At 59.4% G+C, this 16202-nt stretch carries 15 protein-coding genes; 12 read left to right on the top strand and 3 right to left on the bottom strand.

All coding sequences use genetic code 11. The features are described 5' to 3' along the window. Positions 1–152 precede the first annotated feature (152 nt). On the bottom strand, positions 153–1514 hold the full coding sequence (locus tag G0A00_RS23985) for an ISKra4 family transposase (protein WP_040182552.1): 1362 nt from the start codon (positions 1512–1514) through the stop codon (positions 153–155). A gap of 306 nt (positions 1515–1820) precedes the next feature. Here G0A00_RS23985 and G0A00_RS23980 point away from each other — a divergent pair, with 306 nt between their 5' ends. Then, positions 1821–2663 (top strand): hypothetical protein, encoded by an 843-nt coding sequence (locus G0A00_RS23980; protein WP_164184755.1) that lies wholly within the window; start codon positions 1821–1823, stop codon positions 2661–2663. 170 nt (positions 2664–2833) lie between these two features. Further along, positions 2834–3280, top strand: coding sequence for a hypothetical protein (locus G0A00_RS23975; protein WP_203595501.1), 447 nt, complete (start codon positions 2834–2836; stop codon positions 3278–3280). An 18-nt stretch (positions 3281–3298) separates the two neighbouring features. On the opposite strand, the gene G0A00_RS23970 is transcribed toward G0A00_RS23975, so the two are convergent. After that, on the bottom strand, positions 3299–4480 hold the full coding sequence (locus G0A00_RS23970) for a helix-turn-helix domain-containing protein (protein WP_235953303.1): 1182 nt from the start codon (positions 4478–4480) through the stop codon (positions 3299–3301). Positions 4481–4773: 293 nt separating this feature from the next. Here G0A00_RS23970 and G0A00_RS23965 point away from each other — a divergent pair, with 293 nt between their 5' ends. The 9 genes from G0A00_RS23965 (at position 4774) to G0A00_RS23930 (ending at position 14862) form a co-directional block, all read left to right on the top strand. Next, positions 4774–5655, top strand: a complete 882-nt coding sequence (locus G0A00_RS23965; protein ID WP_164184758.1) for a recombinase family protein — start codon at positions 4774–4776, stop codon at positions 5653–5655. Positions 5656–5937: 282 nt separating this feature from the next. After that, positions 5938–7125, top strand: coding sequence for a plasmid partitioning protein RepA (repA, locus tag G0A00_RS23960; RefSeq protein ID WP_099828095.1), 1188 nt, complete (start codon positions 5938–5940; stop codon positions 7123–7125). Further along, positions 7125–8195: a plasmid partitioning protein RepB gene (repB, locus tag G0A00_RS23955; protein WP_164184759.1), complete on the top strand. Its 1071-nt coding sequence runs from the start codon at positions 7125–7127 to the stop codon at positions 8193–8195. The genes repA and repB overlap by 1 nt, the downstream gene beginning before the upstream one ends. Positions 8196–8350: 155 nt before the next feature. Continuing rightward, positions 8351–9400 (top strand): helix-turn-helix domain-containing protein, encoded by a 1050-nt coding sequence (locus tag G0A00_RS23950; RefSeq protein ID WP_164184760.1) that lies wholly within the window; start codon positions 8351–8353, stop codon positions 9398–9400. A gap of 178 nt (positions 9401–9578) precedes the next feature. Then, the gene (locus G0A00_RS23945; RefSeq protein WP_164184761.1) at positions 9579–11756 is read left to right on the top strand and encodes a ParB/RepB/Spo0J family partition protein; all 2178 of its coding nucleotides are present in this window, start codon (positions 9579–9581) and stop codon (positions 11754–11756) included. 99 nt (positions 11757–11855) lie between these two features. Beyond that, positions 11856–12329, top strand: a complete 474-nt coding sequence (locus G0A00_RS23940) for a hypothetical protein (RefSeq protein ID WP_164184762.1) — start codon at positions 11856–11858, stop codon at positions 12327–12329. Between the two features lie 389 nt (positions 12330–12718). Further along, a complete protein-coding gene (locus G0A00_RS26445; RefSeq protein WP_007803240.1) occupies positions 12719–12883 on the top strand; it encodes a hypothetical protein in 165 nt (54 codons plus the stop codon). Positions 12884–13168: 285 nt separating this feature from the next. After that, positions 13169–13792: a hypothetical protein gene (locus tag G0A00_RS23935; protein ID WP_067296441.1), complete on the top strand. Its 624-nt coding sequence runs from the start codon at positions 13169–13171 to the stop codon at positions 13790–13792. Next, a complete protein-coding gene (locus G0A00_RS23930) occupies positions 13792–14862 on the top strand; it encodes an ImmA/IrrE family metallo-endopeptidase (RefSeq protein WP_109535021.1) in 1071 nt (356 codons plus the stop codon). Before G0A00_RS23935 ends, G0A00_RS23930 begins: the two co-directional genes overlap by 1 nt. A 132-nt stretch (positions 14863–14994) precedes the next feature. Here the strand turns inward: G0A00_RS23930 and G0A00_RS23925 are convergent, their stop codons facing one another. Beyond that, a complete protein-coding gene (locus tag G0A00_RS23925) occupies positions 14995–15315 on the bottom strand; it encodes an H-NS family nucleoid-associated regulatory protein (RefSeq protein WP_109535020.1) in 321 nt (106 codons plus the stop codon). A gap of 429 nt (positions 15316–15744) precedes the next feature. Between G0A00_RS23925 and G0A00_RS23920 the strand changes: the two genes are divergently transcribed. Further along, entirely contained in the window at positions 15745–16149 is a 405-nt protein-coding gene (locus G0A00_RS23920) for a single-stranded DNA-binding protein (RefSeq protein WP_047998258.1), read from the top strand. Positions 16150–16202 lie beyond the last annotated feature (53 nt).

Raw genomic sequence — 16202 nt, 5'->3', positions numbered from 1 at the left:
CCGTCATCCACCTGCGATGTCGCTCAGCACTCAACTGCGATGTCGCGCCACAATCGCCTCCGCTTGGCAGATCAACGCATGGATGGCAGCCGCAGCATGGTCAGGCAACCGTTCCTGGTTCTCTCGGAAGGGGAGTGGACAAAACATGGGGGTCATGCGGCGCGTTTTCTGTTTGCGACGGTCAGCCGACCATCGAGAACTGCGGCCCTTGTGACGGCTACTCGGTGAGCCCCTTTGGGCGACCACCGCATCCTTCTGCGCTTTCCCATGCGGGCATTGGCAATGTCATCGACTGATCCTTCGGCACGAGATGACGAGATGGGCAGCCCGTTACGGTACCGTCGGCCATAGTCGACAAGGGATTCCATGTTGTTCGCGAGATAGGTGTACAGTGTCCCGCATCGGGCCTGCACACGAGCGGCAGCGGTGCGGACAGCCAAAGGTTCTTCCGCAAGGCGGGTGCAATCGTGCATGAGCCCTTTCAGATAAGTTTCCGCGACCCGTGCTCTGCCATGCCACAGCCACCAGCGAAGGCTTTTCGCGGGGCGCTGGAACAGCACCGGAATTCCAGTGAATCCCGGTATCTGGACCAGACCCTGAACGGCGGCCTCGACATGTCGAATACGCATCGAGATGTGCCACCAGTCGAGGATATGCTTCACCTGGCCGTCGCCACCCATGGCATTCCGTATGAGGTTCGGGAGAGCAAGCTCGCCATCAGAGATTACCGTCAACAGACGGCCCGGCTTCCATCCAAAGTCTGACAGCTCTTCTCGCATCCGGCTGCCTGGCGATGCCGTCGCATTGGCGACCAAGCCAAATCGTCGGCACATATTGCGACTTTCAATCTTACCGACCACAAGATCCAGGTGTCGCTGCTGATACTCCGGTCGACAGCGGATATGCGCACCGTCCAGAAAAACCGTCAAACCCCCTTTGGGAAGTGCTTCAGCGGGATCGCCTGATGCCCTTCGACTTTTCTCGAGCCCCGCGGCTACTCTTCCCAACCGGTCACGCACCGTGGTGTGATGGGGCGGATGGCAGGGGAGGAAGCTTTTCATCAGCCGCGCGGCTTCGCGAAAGGAATGCCGGGACCCGAGTTCCGCATGGAGCCGCTGCAGCTCCGGGGTAGCCCGGTCAGGAAAGAAATAGGCCAGCGGAGAAATAGGTCCGCCGGGCATCGCCGCTGACCTGGCATCACACGAACAGCGGCGCAAGCGCGCGGCTTTGACCCGAACCCGCCCAAAGAGCGTGTCGAGATCGCGCGTGCGATAGTCATGAATGGCACGAACCGAGGCGCAATCCGGGCATACGCGGCTTTCTCGGATGATTTCCTCAACCTGATCGCAAAGAATTGCCCGCTGAATCTGTTCGACAACCCTCTTCCCATCCTCGAGGCGCAACCCGATCCCGTCTGGACAGGTCACCCGGTAGGGTCGTGAAATGCCGTCAAGCTGATGAGTGCGCTTCTCCCCGTTGTCGAAGGTAGTTTCGATTGTAATCCGTACGTCCATGGCAGCCCCACACGCAAAGAACTCACCTTAGCACGGGCCGCAACGACGAAGATGACCCCCATGTTTTGTCCACTCCCGGCCTGCCCGGGGCAGGTCCGCACCCGATCATCTTGCACCTGTGACGGTGCACCGAACCCAAAAAGGGAAACGACGCCAGACCGAAAAGCCTGACGCCGCGCTAGAAGAACCCGTGAACAAGGATCTTCTAGCGCACTGTCCGAACCGCCGCAACCAGCAAAGTTGTTTTGCTGGCAAGAATGTTGTTTGCTCTCGGCATGGGGTCCTCTCTTATAGGAGACACCAACCATGGAACCCACGACCGGCCTGATCCTGAGACGGATCACCCAGACAGAGCTGTCTGTTTCCGCCCACAAGCTGGCGACCGTCATCCTCGACGCCATTGCGTGGAAGGAGGGTTACAACGGGCTGCCGCGCGGGACGGCCGCCTTCACCCTCGCCGACCTGGCGTCGAAGATGGGCATCTCCCGCCAGTACCTGACCGAGCTGCTGGCTGAACTCGAGGCTTCCGAGCTGGAACTGAGACGCGAGAAGCCCAACGGCAAGTTCGCCCCCTGGCTGTTTCGCTTCACGGCCTTCGATGCCGAGGACGGAGTTCAGGATGTTGCGTCAGGCACAGGCGACACATCACTATCTAGAGAAAGAAATAACAAAACTATTTTCTCGGGACAGATCACTATTTCTGAAGCCCCCAACGTCTTCCAGACTTGTTGGGCGGAGATGATCAAAGCTGCGAAAAGGGCCCTGCCCTGCTGGAACGTTGATACGCAGGTGATCTGGGACCGGTTCCTCGCTTTCAACCGGGCGCGCGGGAACGACAGTGTTCCCGCCGGCTACCTGCTGGGGTTCATGCGTCGGTGGCGAACCTCACCCGGTTCGGTAAGCCGACCAACGGAAGCGCCAACTCCGCAACAGGCGGCTGACCCACGGAAGCGGGAGTTGCACGCTCAGATCAAGGCCGCACCCAGCGGCAACCGGCAGTTTCACGCGTCAGACCTGTGTCGGCTCATCGGGCAGGCTGCCTACGACGCGCGGGTCGTCGATGTCATCCGGCAGTTCGGCTGTCCGAGGTTCACGGCTACGCTCGCCGTTCATGGGAGGGCCGTGATGGCTGGCGAGATTTCGCGATGACTTTGCGGTGCTCCTGCGACACCGCCTGTGCCGGCTCGCGTCATAGACCAGAGACGATTTCCTTCAGGCATCGGACGCATGGGCGTTGAGCAGATGGCCCTCGTGCGAATAACATCACGCTAAATATCGACCGAATGGTCACAATCACGTTCATCAACCAGGAGAAGCCATTGAACCTTCAACGCGCCATCGAAATCGCTGCGGAAGCCCATCGGGAACAAACTGACAAGGCCGGCGCGCCGTATCTGCTACATCCGCTCCGGGTGATGATGTCATTGGACACCGACGACGAACGGATCGTGGGCATTCTGCATGACGTGGTCGAAGACTGTCCAGGCTGGACATTCGATCGCCTTGAGGAAGAAGGGTTCTCGCCGATAGTGCTAGACGCCTTGCGTCTTGTTACGAAGCGGCCCGAGGATGAAGGCGACAGCGAGGCTGTCTACGTGGCCTTCGTTCGGCGCGCCAAGGGCAACAAGATCGCGCGTCGGGTCAAGACAGCCGACATCCTCGACAACCTGAATGCGTCGCGCTTGTCCGCGCTGACCGAAAAAGACATGCGCCGCATGAACCGCTACCTAGCTGCTCTACGGGAGCTGCGGGATGCAGACGCCTGACAGCGCTGTATTCGGGTGTCACTGGCGCCCGACCAGCACATCGTAGAGATCCTCGGCCAACTGGTCCTCATGCCTGTCGGGGATCGACCTGGCCTCTGTCGCCCGTGTCTCAACGATCCGCCACATGCGATAGCGCCCCTGCCCCGTGACCTCCCGGATCAGGCCCCGCTCCTCCATCCAGTCGATGTTGCGCTGAACCGTCGCCCGGTGCGCCCCCGTTAGTTTCTCGGCCATCTGTACTGAGACCAACGGCCAGCTTGTGAAGAGGTGCCGCAGCATCGGTGGAGTCTTGCCCGAGAGCGGCGCCATCGTTCGCTCCGCCGCCGCCGCCCAGGCTTCGATCTCCTCCAGCCTGCGCAGGGCTGCGAATGTCGCGCTCTCCATCGCACTCAGCCAGCGCGCTAACCGGGCGGGCGGGTCCCCGACTGCGCGGAAGCCCCCTCCCCCGCCCATGGCGATGGGTGCGAAGATTGCGCCCGGTGCGCTCCCCGACGGCGCGAGATCGGCGATCGCGACACGCGCAGCCGTCACCGCAGCCTCGAGCGGATCGTCGACCGGCGAAAGCTCCGCGACATGCCAGAGGTGGAACCCCATGCAGGCCCGCGTGACGGGGTGGAGGTCTTCGGCCTGATCCATCATCGCGAGCCATCCGGCGGCCCGGTCCTCGAAGGCTTCGCGCTCTGCCATCTCGACCAAGCGCGAGGGAGCCTTGGCATCTTCGAAACGCTCCCCCTGCCCCGTGCAGTTGCGCCGATCGAGAAAGGTTTCGAGGTCGCCAACACCCGACCGACGCGCCAACGGCGCGGGTCCGCCCGTCAGCCGCCGCACGGTCCAGCCGATCCGATACAGCGCCTGCGCATCATCCGTTACGGTCGAAACCCGCAGCGCCATGTAAAGGGACAACCGGTCGAGGCCGATCCGGTCCTGTGTAAGCCAGCTGAGATCCGATGCCTCGATCAGGGCGAGCCGTTGCCGCCAGCCAGCCGGGCCGCGGCGCAGGCGTTCATCGAGGACCCCCAGGCGCGCCGCAACACGGGCGAGCTGCGCCGCCTGCCCGGCCTCGGCCGCGCGCCAAGCATCGACGACTTCGAATTCCTTCGCCTCAGGCGCAGGTCCGGGAGGCAAGTAATCCGGTTCGTCCTCTATCGGCCCGGGCAGGAACCAGAGGTCAGCATCATCCGTGCCCTCGGACGCCTCCATGTCTTCGAGAGGCACCCCGTCGTCGTCCTTGTATGTTTGGCGAAATCGGTTCATGCGCGCATTATACGGCCATTATGCGCGCTTAGCGATGGACTTTGATGGCCTGCGTTTTCCTTCTACGATAGAGGCGGCCGAGGATCCTGTCTTCTTCATAGCGATGGAGCACCTCTCGTGGGCTTCAGCCCAGAGATACAAGGCTTCCCGAACTAAGCGCGACGAGGGAGACACCCCTTGCGCGCGTTTACAAACGGTCGTTTAATACCGGTATATGAAATTGCAAACGGCCGATTTTCATGCCCCTGATGGGCTATGCGCGCGTATCCACAGAGGATCAGACCCCCCTGCCCCAGTCTGAGGCCCTGCAAACTGCGGGATGCGTCGAGATCTTCGAAGAGCACGCCTCAGGCGGCAATCGTGCCCGGCCGGTGCTTGCCCGCTTGCTGGAGCGCATTAGCAAGGGCGACACGCTGGTTGTCGTACGGATCGACCGCCTCGCGCGGTCCCTGTCACATCTGCTGGAGGTGATCGAGCGGCTGGAGGCCAAGGGTGCTTTCTTTCGTTCCATTCAAGACCCCATCGACACCGGATCCCCGCAGGGCAAGTTCACTTTGCAAGTGCTGGGGGCTGCGGCCGAGTTTGAGCGCGCCCTTATCCGGGAACGAACCAAGGCCGGCCTCGCCAGCGCGCGCACAAAGGGCCGCGTGGGCGGGAACCCTGGGCTGCGGGCCAAAGACCCAGCCGCTCTTCGCAAGGTGCGGCTGGCGCGACAGGACGGCTACATGGAGCGTCTGAACGAGACGGCACAAGATTGGGTGCCCCATGTGCGCCGGTTACGCCCCGACTTGGCTTGGGAAGACGTGGTGCGCATCGTCAACGGCCCCTTGCCCGAGGCGCGTCGCTGGACCCAAAGCCGCCTGCTGCGCGCTGTGAAGGCCTATGTCCGCGACGGCTTCCTGCCTGCCGAGGTGCTGGCCCGCGCCGGGCGCCGCGAAACCGACGACCGCCTGCCCGCAATTATTGCTGGCATCAAGGGCGCAGATCCCGACATCACGCTTCAAGCGATCTGTGAACGGCTGGAATCTATGCGCGAACGCACGCCTCGTGGCCGAACAAGATGGCGGCCGTCTTCGGTGAAGATGCTGCTGGAACGGGCTGAGAGACTGGGAATGATTTAAGAGACTCAGATTCGTTCTTTGGAAGCAAAACCGCCTATGTGAATCGGGTACATCTTGCGTTTAAGTGATGGCAGCGACACAAGCACTTGACGCGCTGGATCCGCGAAATAAGATAAGTCATTGTAAATAAATGATTTCACCGGATACCGGCCCACCATCTGAAAAAATCCTTGCCTGTCAAACGCTTTCCTGACATTTTTGCGGAAGAACGCTAACCATCAGTTTCCGGCGGTTTTGCGTTCCTTCTCAAGATAGACTCGGAAGACGGGCGGCGGGACGGGCATGAACGAGCAGCGGATCAGAATGGATCAAAAGATCCAGACGATGGCGACACGTCTAAGCAAATCGCTTGATGTGAATATGCGCAAGTCGTTTCTACCTGATGAACGAAAGGCTCTCAGACGCTTCTCATCCACGGAAGTTGCCCAGATCCTCGGCGTAAGCCAAGATTTTTTGCGGAAGATGTTTTTCGAGGACAAGCTCGATCTCGGTGAAATCGAGACAGACGCCCGCGGCCGCAGGTTCTACACTGCAGAGCAAATCGATATAGCGCGCCACGAAATAGCCCGGTCAAGCACCAAGTTCCAGCATATCGTTCCTCGTCGTCGGGATGGGGAGCATATCCAGATCATTTCGATCGCCAACTTCAAAGGGGGCGCAGGGAAGACGACAACAGCGATCCATCTGGCCCAAAAGCTTGCCCTTGATGGTTATCGGGTTCTGGCAATTGATCTCGACCCACAAGCCTCAATGACCACCATGTTCGGTTTCCGGCCGGAAATCGACTTCCCTGAGGCCGGAACGGTGTACGATGCCCTTCGGTACGAGGACCCTATCCCCTTTAGAGACGTTGTGCGCAAAACGTATTTCCACAACCTCGATCTAGCCGCGGCCGGCTTGCTGCTCTCTGAGTTCGAGACCGAAACCGCACACGCCCTTCGAAACAATATCAGGCCGCCGTTCTATCAGCGGCTTGCCCTTTGCATTAATGAAGTCGAGACAGACTACGACATTGTCGTCATCGACTGCCCACCGCAACTCGGGTTTACCACACTATCGGCTTTGGTAGCGTCGACATCCCTAGTCGTCACTGTCATTCCAAGCATGCTTGACGTCGCCTCGATGGCCCAATTCCTGCAGCTCACATCCAGCCTCATGGCAACAATTGCTGATGTGGGCGCATCGCCCGACTGGGACTTCATGAGATTTCTAATCACTCGTTTCGAGCCCAATGACGGCCCCCAAACCCAGATGGCGGCATTCCTGCGGACCATGTTCACGGATGACGTTCTTACTCAGCCTTTCCTGAAATCCTCCGCAGTCTCTGACGCTGGGCTCACGCAACAGACACTGTTCGAGATCGCCAGAACGGATTTTCATCGCCAGACGTACGATCGGGCTATCGAGTCCATCAACGGGGTTGTGGCGGAGGTCGAAGGGCTCATCAAAACGGCATGGGGGCGCAAGTAATGGCCCGCAAAGTCACATTCGACATTCCCGAGGATGAAGAAAAGCAGCAGAGCTCGTCGATTTCTCCGACTCGAACCCAGTCACGAGCCCCTGCCCTTTCGGGAATGGCCCGTTCTCTTCAGGATGCGGCACAATCTTCAATTCAAGAAATCAGTACCGACCTTATTGATGATTCCGAGTTCCAGGATCGTCTGGCCCTGGATGACGAAGATGACATCAGGGAGCTGGCTGAAAGCATTGACAAGCAGGGACAGCTTATCCCGATACTTCTGAGCCCCGAAGGGGGGCGGTACAGGATCATCTATGGGCGCAGGCGATTAGCGGCCCTTCGACTTATTGGCAAGCCCGCAAAGGCTCTCATCAGAGGCTTGGATGAGGATCAAGCGATTCTTGCACAAGGCCAAGAGAACAGCTTCCGAAAAGACCTCAGCTGGATCGAGAAAGCCCTTTTTGCACGTTCTCTCATAGAGTCCGGCAAGGATGAGGGACTGGTCTGTGACGCCCTCAACATCGATCAGAAAGCCAGGAAAGCCGGTGACAAGCTCACGGGACTTGCTCGCATGAAACAAGTCACTTCCTGTATTCCGACTGAACTCATCCAAAAGATCGGGGCGGCACACGGGGTTGGACGGGATCGTTGGTATGCTGCCGCAAAGTCTTATGAGAGCCTTGGCTTCTCTGGAGGTGAAGGGTTTCCGGCCGGAAACCGAGAATTCCATGATGCTCTCATGGAATCCAGAGGTTCAGGCAAGACCTCCGACGAACGCTTTGCGATCTTCGAAGGGCTCCTGAAACAGCACAAGCCCCCTGCCCCATCGGCGATCAAGACAAAACTCGGGATGGTGAAGGTCACCAAAAGAAACGTGATCATCACCGTCAAGAACGGAGATGACGGGCTTCATAAGTGGATCTCTGAGAATCCAGAGGCCGCTCTTCTAGCGTTGGCGAACGCGAAGGCCGCTGGTCCAGGGCAGATCATTACCCCAGAGAAAATGGAACCCATAGGTAACCCAGTCTCCGGCAGGGATCAGGATCTTGATGGTCCTGACATAGACGATAACAAAAACTGAGCAGAAAGGAGGACAGGCCAGAAAAGGAAAGACCCCCCGAAAGCAGTGCTTCCGAAGGGCCTCGATTAGCTTAGACACCTGATTGATACCCCGAAGCCGAATCGTTTTCAACACCGTTCGCGGTGAACGGGGAAGCTTTTTCAGCCGAAATCATCATGAGACAGGTATTTTCTCACACACCCGCCTTGGCGGAACGATCGTCTGTACCCAGTACGAACCCGTACAGGGTAATCGAGCCGATCCGAGCGCTTCGCAAAGAACTCGGTCTGACACCAAATGACCTGGTAACACTGCAGGCCTTGATCAGCTTCATGCCGAAGAAGGCCGGACAAACAGCTCCAATGACTATCGTCTTTCCCTCAAACGCATCATTGTCTGAGAGAACGAACGGCCTGAACGAGAGAACGATTCGACGGTGTATCGGACACCTCGTGGATGCCGGGCTGATCCAGCGCAGGGATAGCGCAACCCGCAAACGGTTCCCTCTTCGCTACGGTGGATTGATCAGAGATGCCTTTGGCTTCGATCTGCAGCCAATGTATGATCGGGAAAGAGAGCTCACCGAACACGCAGAACAGCTTGTGGGCGATCAGGAAAAGCTACGGTCACTCAAGGCGGAGGCACTGGCTCTTCGTGTCGAGGCTTTGCGCCAAGCAAAGGATGTTGAGACTGTCTCATTTCTCCAGAACGTACGAAACATCCTACGCCGTGCAACTCTCAAAGCCGACGAAATCATAGAGCTTATCAAGAGGCTGGCAGAGTTGGTCGGAGCGACCATCAGAGAGTTTCCGGCCGGAAACCATGACGCTCAGGAAACAATGCCCGACCAAATGTCCGGCGACGACGGACAAAATGTCCGGCACGTAGAACCCACAAGATTGAATATAAAAAAAGATAGAGCAGATGCACACTGCACCTCTGGTTTTCAGGAACGCCGAGATCCAACAATTATGGCATGGACGGACCTGAAAAACGTATCGGACTTCTTCCCGCATGAACCAAGAGATCATCAATCAGTTCTCGAAATATTGGCCGATGTCGGAAGATTGCTAAGAATAGAACAGGGCAGGATCATGAAACACCTTAGAGAACGAGGTCCAGGGCAGCTCCTTATTGCACTCGACGAATTAATTTTGAGAGCCAGCACAGGACAGGTGAAAAACAACAACGCCTACCTCGACGCTATGATGAGGCAAGGGACGTGATGGTCTTATCACGCTCACTCAACCAGTTTGTAATTGAGCGTAGTCTTCGATCCTCCGGCAAATTTTCCCGGATAGTTCCAACCCTAAGGTCATCGAGAGGGAAAGGAGTGTTGGTTTGAGGGTGACGGGAAGTGAGATCGGGAGAGTGGCTTCCGGCGCCCGTCGAGGAGAAGATCTGATGACGAAAGCTGTCCAGAAAATCACCCTGTCCCCTTCGCGGGATATCCCTTTTGATAAGCTGGTGCTGAGCCAGTCCAATGTGCGGCGCATCAAAGCTGGCGTGTCCGTCGAGGAACTGGCCGAAGACATCGCTCGCCGCGGTCTCTTGCAGAGCCTGAGCGTGCGGCCCGTCTTGGCTGACGATGGGACCGAGACCGGCAAGTTCGAGATCCCGGCTGGAGGCCGCCGGTTTCAAGCATTGTCCTTGCTGGTGAAGCAGAAGCGTTTGGCAAAGACCACACCCATTCCCTGCATCGTCCGCGATGCTGCGTCCGACATCCTGGCCGAGGACGATTCCCTTGCCGAAAACATGCAGCGCGTCGCCTTGCACCCGCTCGATCAGTTCCGCGCGTTTGTGGCGCTGCGGGACAAGGGTCAGAGCGATGCAGAGATAGCTGCCGCCTTCTTCGTGACGCCGCAGATCGTGAAGCAACGCCTAAAGCTCGCCTCCGTCGCCCCTGCCCTGCTTGAGATCTATGCCGAGGATGGCATGACGCTGGAGCAGCTCATGGCCTTCACCGTGAACCCCGATCACGCGCGTCAGGTTCAGGTCTGGGATGTGATCCATTCATCCTGGAACAAGGAGCCATTCCAGATCCGGCGCATGCTGACCGAGACCTCGGTTCGGGCGTCAGACCGGCGTGCGGTCTTTGTGGGTATTGAGGCCTATGAAGCGGCTGGTGGCACGATGCTGCATGACCTCTTTCAGGGCGATGACGGTGGCTGGCTCGAGGACCCTGCCCTGCTCGATCGGCTGGTGACGGAAAAACTCCAGGCCGAGGCTGGGACGGTTGCGGTTGAGGGCTGGAAGTGGATCGAGGTCGCGCTTGACCTGCCCTACGGCTACAACCACGGCCTGCGGTCCCTGTCCGGTGATCCGGCACCGATGACGGATGACGAAGGTGCAGCTCATGCCAAGCTGCTCGCCGAGTACCGAGCGCTCGAGGAGGAATACGCGGATCAGGATGACATCCCCGACGAGATCGACACGCGGCTTGGCGTATTGGAAACGGAGATGGAAAAGATCGAGACCCGGCCGTTGATCTTCGACGCGGAGGAGATCGGGCGGGCAGGGGCGTTCGTCACGCTCGACCGCTACGGCGCGCTGGCCGTCTATCGCGGCTATGTGCGTCCAGAGGATGAGCCCGTTGACGAGACCGCGGTCCAGGATGGTACTGATCCTGCGGTGGCGGGGCGGGGGGATGATCGTAATCTCACCGATAGCCATGTCAGTGCCGCTCATGGCGGAACCGTCATCATGTCGGGTGGTCAGCCGATCGGAGCTGACTTGCCGGAGGATGAGGACGACGGGGCGTTGAAGCCGCTGCCCGAGCGGCTGGTCATGGAGTTGACGGCCCACCGGACGCTGGCGCTGCGTGAAGCGATCGGGCGCTCGCCGGATGTCGCGCTGACACTCCTGCTCCTGAAGCTGGTGACGGACACCTTCCGCACCTCATCTGCTTCGGGCAGCTGTCTCGAGGCATCCGTGCGTCAGGTCTATATGTCAGCGCAAGCGCCCGATCTGAAAGACAGCGTGGTGGCGAAGCTGGTCGACGAGCGTCATGCGGAATGGGAAGCCGATCTGCCGCTTGGCGATGATGCAGCGCTCTGGGACTATCTGACGGTCCTCGATCAGGGCAGTCGGTTGGCCTTGCTGGCGCATTGCCTCAGCTTCGGCGTCAACGCGCTGCATGAGAAGGTGAACCCATACGGTGCAGGCATCTCCGCAGGCGGTCTGACCCGGCGGATGGCGCATTCCGATCTCGTGGCGCGTGCCACAGATCTCGACATGGTCGAGGCGGGCTGGGAGCCGACGGTCGACACCTATCTCAACCGCGTGCCCAAGGCCCGCATCCTCGAGGCCGTGCGCGAAGCGAAAGGGGAGGGGACTGCCCAGCTCCTCGATCACCTGAAGAAAAGCGAGATGGCCAGTGAAGCCGAGCGCTTGCTGAAGGGCAGCGGCTGGTTGCCCGAGGTCCTGCGCCGGAACGATCTCGTGGCGCTGGACGGTGAGGACCGTGCCGAAGGCCAGGGGGCGGATGCCGAAGTGGCTGACAGCGTCAGTGAAGCTGACCTTCCTGCATTCCTGACGGATGACCTGCCTGCTCAAGGCGCATCGATGCTGGCCGCGGAATAACGTGATCCAGTGGGGGGCGGAGATTCCGCCTCCAATCACCCTATAACGTAACAATATCAATAAGATGAATGCGATTACTCGCATTCAGAATGAGGAATCATGTCTGCAACAACCATCATCGACACCGCCCCCCTCGGGGCGCTCATTCGCTACACTGACGGCAGCCCCAAGCCACCGGCACGCTTCACCAAGAAGCTGGCGGCCTGGGAGCGCTCGAACGGCGTCGGCCGCCTTGTGAAAAAGGAACCACCCCGGCTTTACGCGACCTGGACGGCACCCGCGTCGTTCACGCTGCATGAGGGCAACTTCTCCTCGGACGGGGTGATCCTCGTGACCATCATGCGCAGCCATTCTGCTGACAGCACCCTCGTCTTCGAGGTGGCCGAGGAACCGAAGCCCGGGCAGGTCCGCGTGCTTCTCGACTTCGGCGGCAACACGGAGCTGCTGCATCTGGCGGAGTCCGTCGCTGCGGCCGAGCTCTGGATCGCCAAGGAAGGATACAGCAATGCGCGGCTCGAAATCGTCGGCGATGAAGATGGAGAAAGGGCAGGGGGCGCGGACCTGGCCGCCTGAGTCCACCTGAAACCGAGCGGCCCGCCCAAGCGCGGGCCTCTCAACCATCACAACCTTGTCCTTCGAGTTCGCGGGGCGCCAAAGGAACCATCCCCAAGGAAGGACGTCTTCAACCAAGAGCCTGCCCGGGAGGCTGGCGGCGTTAGAAGCATCAGCGGGACAATCGGCTCCTGACTTTGGGGGACCATCCCCCGCTCGCCACTCCCTTGCTTGCCCCGAATCCCGTCTTCGAGATCAACCCGCGAGGGGTCGGACTACGGGCAAGCCCGTGCCGCCGGCCGGATTCGGAGCAAGTCCGAACGCACCCGGTGATGTCAGCCAGTATTCGGGCCTTCGAGGTCCTGTCGCGCGGGGGATGGTCCCCCGCCTCCAAGACAGGAGCCAAACAGATGTCCCGCAAAGATGCTCACGCCTTCGCCGCCTCCCTCGCCGCCACGCTCATGGTCTCGATCGTCGTCTTCCAGGCAGGAGATGGCACCTTCGGCGCCGTCCCCGCCGATGAAATCGACGGCGACGAGGTCGTGATCGTCTCGGAGTACGATCCCTTCGGGTGAGGCTTTGGCCTCACTTCCCGAAGGCCCGGGCACGGCGCAGGTGCGCCTCCGGGCCTATCGCCGACCAAGTGATCGGCGATGCCGATCTGAGGCACGCCGGTGTGCCACCCTGGCGCAGATCGTGGTGCGCACAGGCCGCTGGGAGCCGACCTTCACCGCGAAGCGCACGAATGGCAGCGCAAAGCAGCGGGCTGACACTACAACCATCGAAGCATCGGGAAAATTTTACTTGCCTTTAAGAAACACAACATCGTATGATGTAGAAAATCTTAAAGGGGCTGAGCATTGCCGTCATTCAACACCGTGATAGTCTCCACGCTGGTGGACGTTGAAACCCGCCTTGAGGACTTTGGCGTCACTCGCCAGCAGATCATGGCTATCGGACAAACCGCCCGCGCCTATGCGGACGACGCCAGCCCCTCCATGCCGCTCAACGCGGCTGGAATGTTGTCTTACATTCACGGCGTTGGCGAACTCCGCCAGCAGCTTGTCGGTCCTGACTACGTGCCGGACAGAACTTGCGGCATTGAAGCGGTTGTAAAACGTGATCGCACTGTCCGCATTGGCTTCCAGAACGTTGATAAATGCTGTGTCAATATGCCGCCCCTGCCACGCTCCGAAAAGGGTAGCGGCGCGGAAAGCCTTTCTGGACCCGATTTGTTCGTCAACGCAGGTATGAAACCCGGCCCCCTCACCGCCGTATTGAAGGACGGTATCCGTACCTACTATGTCATGGTTGGCCTTGATGGCAGTGTGGAACTGTCTTGTCCCGTGATCGAAAAGGGTAAGTTTGTTCACTGGATGGAACGGATATACATCTATTCGCCTGACAGCGACTGGGAGGCAGACCCGCAAACCGATACCGGCCCCATTGAAGACTTCGACATCACCGTTTCCTTCAAACACTAATGTTCAACGCAGATCGTCTCAAAACAGCCCGCGAACGGCGGATGCTGACAGCGAAGGGACTCGCAGAGCGCGTAGGCGTGTCTGCGGTCACTCTCTCAAAGTATGAAAACGGGCATCCGCCCGATGAAGCGACAGCGAAGCGCCTCGCGTTCGCGCTTTCCTATCCAATTGATTTCTTTTACCGGGAAGCGCCAGAGCGTATTGATACCGACGCCGTTAGCTTCCGCAGTCTGTCGCGTATGAAGGCCAAAGAGCGCCGAGCTGCAGAAGCAGCGGGATCGTTGGGAATCGAGCTTTACGAGTGGATCGACTCCCGCTTCAACCTGCCCGCCGCCGACCTTATCGACCTGAGCAAAGAGCGCAGCCGCCCGCATGTCGCCGCCCGCCTTCTGCGCCAGCATTGGGGCATAGGCGACAGGCCTATAGGAAACGTTCTCAAGCTGATCGAGTCAAAGGGTATTCGCGTCCTTTCCCTGTCGGAAGCGACCAAGCATGTTGACGCTTTCTCGTTTTGGCGCGGGGAACATCCCTATGTTTTCTTGAACCAAGAGAAGACGGCGGAACGGTCCATCTTTGATACGGCACATGAGCTTGGACACCTTGTCTTGCATCACCACGCAGGGTCGAAAGCCGACAAAGAGGCAGAGACTCAGGCCGACAGATTTGCATCGGCATTCCTCATGCCCGAAAACGACATGATGGACTATGCGCACCTTTTCACAGTTGGGCAGATCATTTCGGCCAAGAAGCGTTGGAAGGTATCGGCCATGGCCTTGGCATACCGCCTCAATTCTCTGGGCTATATCAGCGAATGGAACTACCGTTCTTTGCTGATCGAGCTTGGGAAGCGAGGCTTTCGAAGCGGCGAGCCAGACGGAATCGAGCGTGAGGTTTCGACCGTGCTCGCAAAGGTCTTGGCCGCTCTTTGGTCAAAGGGCATGACTAAGGACGACATCGCCAAAGACCTTGGGATTCCTTTGGGGGAAATCGAGGCCCTTATTTTCCGACTGTCGCCAGATCAACGGGCCGTTAATGAGCCGCACAAACCGGCGCTGCGAGTGGTGAAGTAGCACTGCAAAGCCGGATCCATGAAAGTGTGAAGATCACCCGATTCGGCAGTTAATTGTCCGCTCTGTCTAGCCATGTCATTTCCCGATGCTGTTTAGAAAGGCGGTTCAGGGTCGATCGCGTCGCCCACACCCTCAACTTATGGCTAGGTCGCTCGCTGTGTTGCCCGCGTCTAACGCCTCCACGAACCACTGCGGTTTGCGCCCTCGACCGGACCAAGTGAGCGCCGGGTTCTTAGGGTGCCGGTACTTCGCCGCTCCAGGCACCCGCGTGGTTTTCATCTCAGTGCCGACAAGTTCGGCCAGAGAGTAGCCCATTTCTCTGGCCACAGCTTCGACCTTGGTGCGGGCTTCCGCCTTCTGTCGAGCCTCAAAGGTGGAGATCGCCTTGGCGATGTCCTTCTGCATTTTCTTCAGCTCGGGAAGCGACAACGCCTCGAGATCGTAATCAGCCATGCTATGCCTCGTGTCCTGAATGTTCCGGTATCGATAGCCCGCCGGGGCATGGGCCCGCAACTCCCGTAGGCAGGGAGGCAGGTGACGAGGGTTGGTTGAACCATAATCTTGGCCGCTAGTGGGGTGTTGGGCTTGGATTCAGGTAGTCCCGATTGGCAGGATGACAGGGTCTGGCATGGGCTCCCCGCGCCTCTCTGACTTCTGGGCCATCCCTTCGACTGACAATCCCCTAATCCCGTTCGGCCTCCTACGCGCAACCCCGCGTCAGCCCGGGCCGTGTTGGCCGCCTATGGCGTCCTGCCCGCTCCACCCCGGTCCTTTGGGGGTTTCCGGTGTCCATGCTGTCCACCGTGCACGCATCACCCGACGGGCTTTTTCCGGGTCTTGTCGAAGGGACGGTCCCGAAGACAGGAAACACAGGAGCTAATCATGCAGAACATCGTCATCCTCGCCGGCAACATCGGTCAGAAACCCGAAACCCGCACCACCCAGGGCGGCACCAACATCACCAACTTCAGCCTTGCCACCTCACGCCCCCGCCTCTCGGAAGGTCGCGTCCTGCGCGACGAGAACGGCTACCGGGTCATGGACACCGAATGGCACCGCATCACCTGCTTCAACGGCCTCGGCAAGACGGTCGCGGAGCATTGCGAAAAGGGCATGAAGGTCCTCGTCCATGGCCGCATCCACTACAGCAAGTGGATCGACAGCATGGGCAACGACCGCTACGGCTGCGAGATCATCGCCGAGAAGGTCGACTTCCTGAGCCGCCCGAAGTCGGCCGAGAACGAGAACCCCGAGCTGGTCGACCGCGACGACGAGATCCCGTTCTGAGAACGGGGTCTCCCCCTCGGGCCCGGCGGGACAACCCGCCGGGTTCGGGGCGA

This window comes from Salipiger sp. PrR002 (assembly GCF_010500775.1).
In the GTDB taxonomy this organism is placed as follows: domain Bacteria; phylum Pseudomonadota; class Alphaproteobacteria; order Rhodobacterales; family Rhodobacteraceae; genus Salipiger.
The sequence above is the reverse complement of the archived record's forward strand: the minus strand, read 5'-3'. Positions and strand labels throughout refer to the sequence as shown.

Excerpts from the sequence above, each read along its gene's own strand:
- G0A00_RS23985 (WP_040182552.1), bottom strand. The coding sequence starts at position 1,514 with ATGGACGTACGGATTACAATCGAAACTACCTTCGACAACGGGGAGAAG.
- G0A00_RS23980 (WP_164184755.1), top strand. The coding sequence starts at position 1,821 with ATGGAACCCACGACCGGCCTGATCCTGAGACGGATCACCCAGACAGAG.
- G0A00_RS23970 (WP_235953303.1), bottom strand. The coding sequence starts at position 4,480 with ATGGAGGCGTCCGAGGGCACGGATGATGCTGACCTCTGGTTCCTGCCC.
- G0A00_RS23965 (WP_164184758.1), top strand. The coding sequence starts at position 4,774 with ATGCCCCTGATGGGCTATGCGCGCGTATCCACAGAGGATCAGACCCCC.
- repA (WP_099828095.1), top strand. The coding sequence starts at position 5,938 with ATGAACGAGCAGCGGATCAGAATGGATCAAAAGATCCAGACGATGGCG.
- repB (WP_164184759.1), top strand. The coding sequence starts at position 7,125 with ATGGCCCGCAAAGTCACATTCGACATTCCCGAGGATGAAGAAAAGCAG.
- G0A00_RS23950 (WP_164184760.1), top strand. The coding sequence starts at position 8,351 with ATGAGACAGGTATTTTCTCACACACCCGCCTTGGCGGAACGATCGTCT.
- G0A00_RS23945 (WP_164184761.1), top strand. The coding sequence starts at position 9,579 with ATGACGAAAGCTGTCCAGAAAATCACCCTGTCCCCTTCGCGGGATATC.
- G0A00_RS23940 (WP_164184762.1), top strand. The coding sequence starts at position 11,856 with ATGTCTGCAACAACCATCATCGACACCGCCCCCCTCGGGGCGCTCATT.
- G0A00_RS26445 (WP_007803240.1), top strand. The coding sequence starts at position 12,719 with ATGTCCCGCAAAGATGCTCACGCCTTCGCCGCCTCCCTCGCCGCCACG.
- G0A00_RS23930 (WP_109535021.1), top strand. The coding sequence starts at position 13,792 with ATGTTCAACGCAGATCGTCTCAAAACAGCCCGCGAACGGCGGATGCTG.
- G0A00_RS23925 (WP_109535020.1), bottom strand. The coding sequence starts at position 15,315 with ATGGCTGATTACGATCTCGAGGCGTTGTCGCTTCCCGAGCTGAAGAAA.
- G0A00_RS23920 (WP_047998258.1), top strand. The coding sequence starts at position 15,745 with ATGCAGAACATCGTCATCCTCGCCGGCAACATCGGTCAGAAACCCGAA.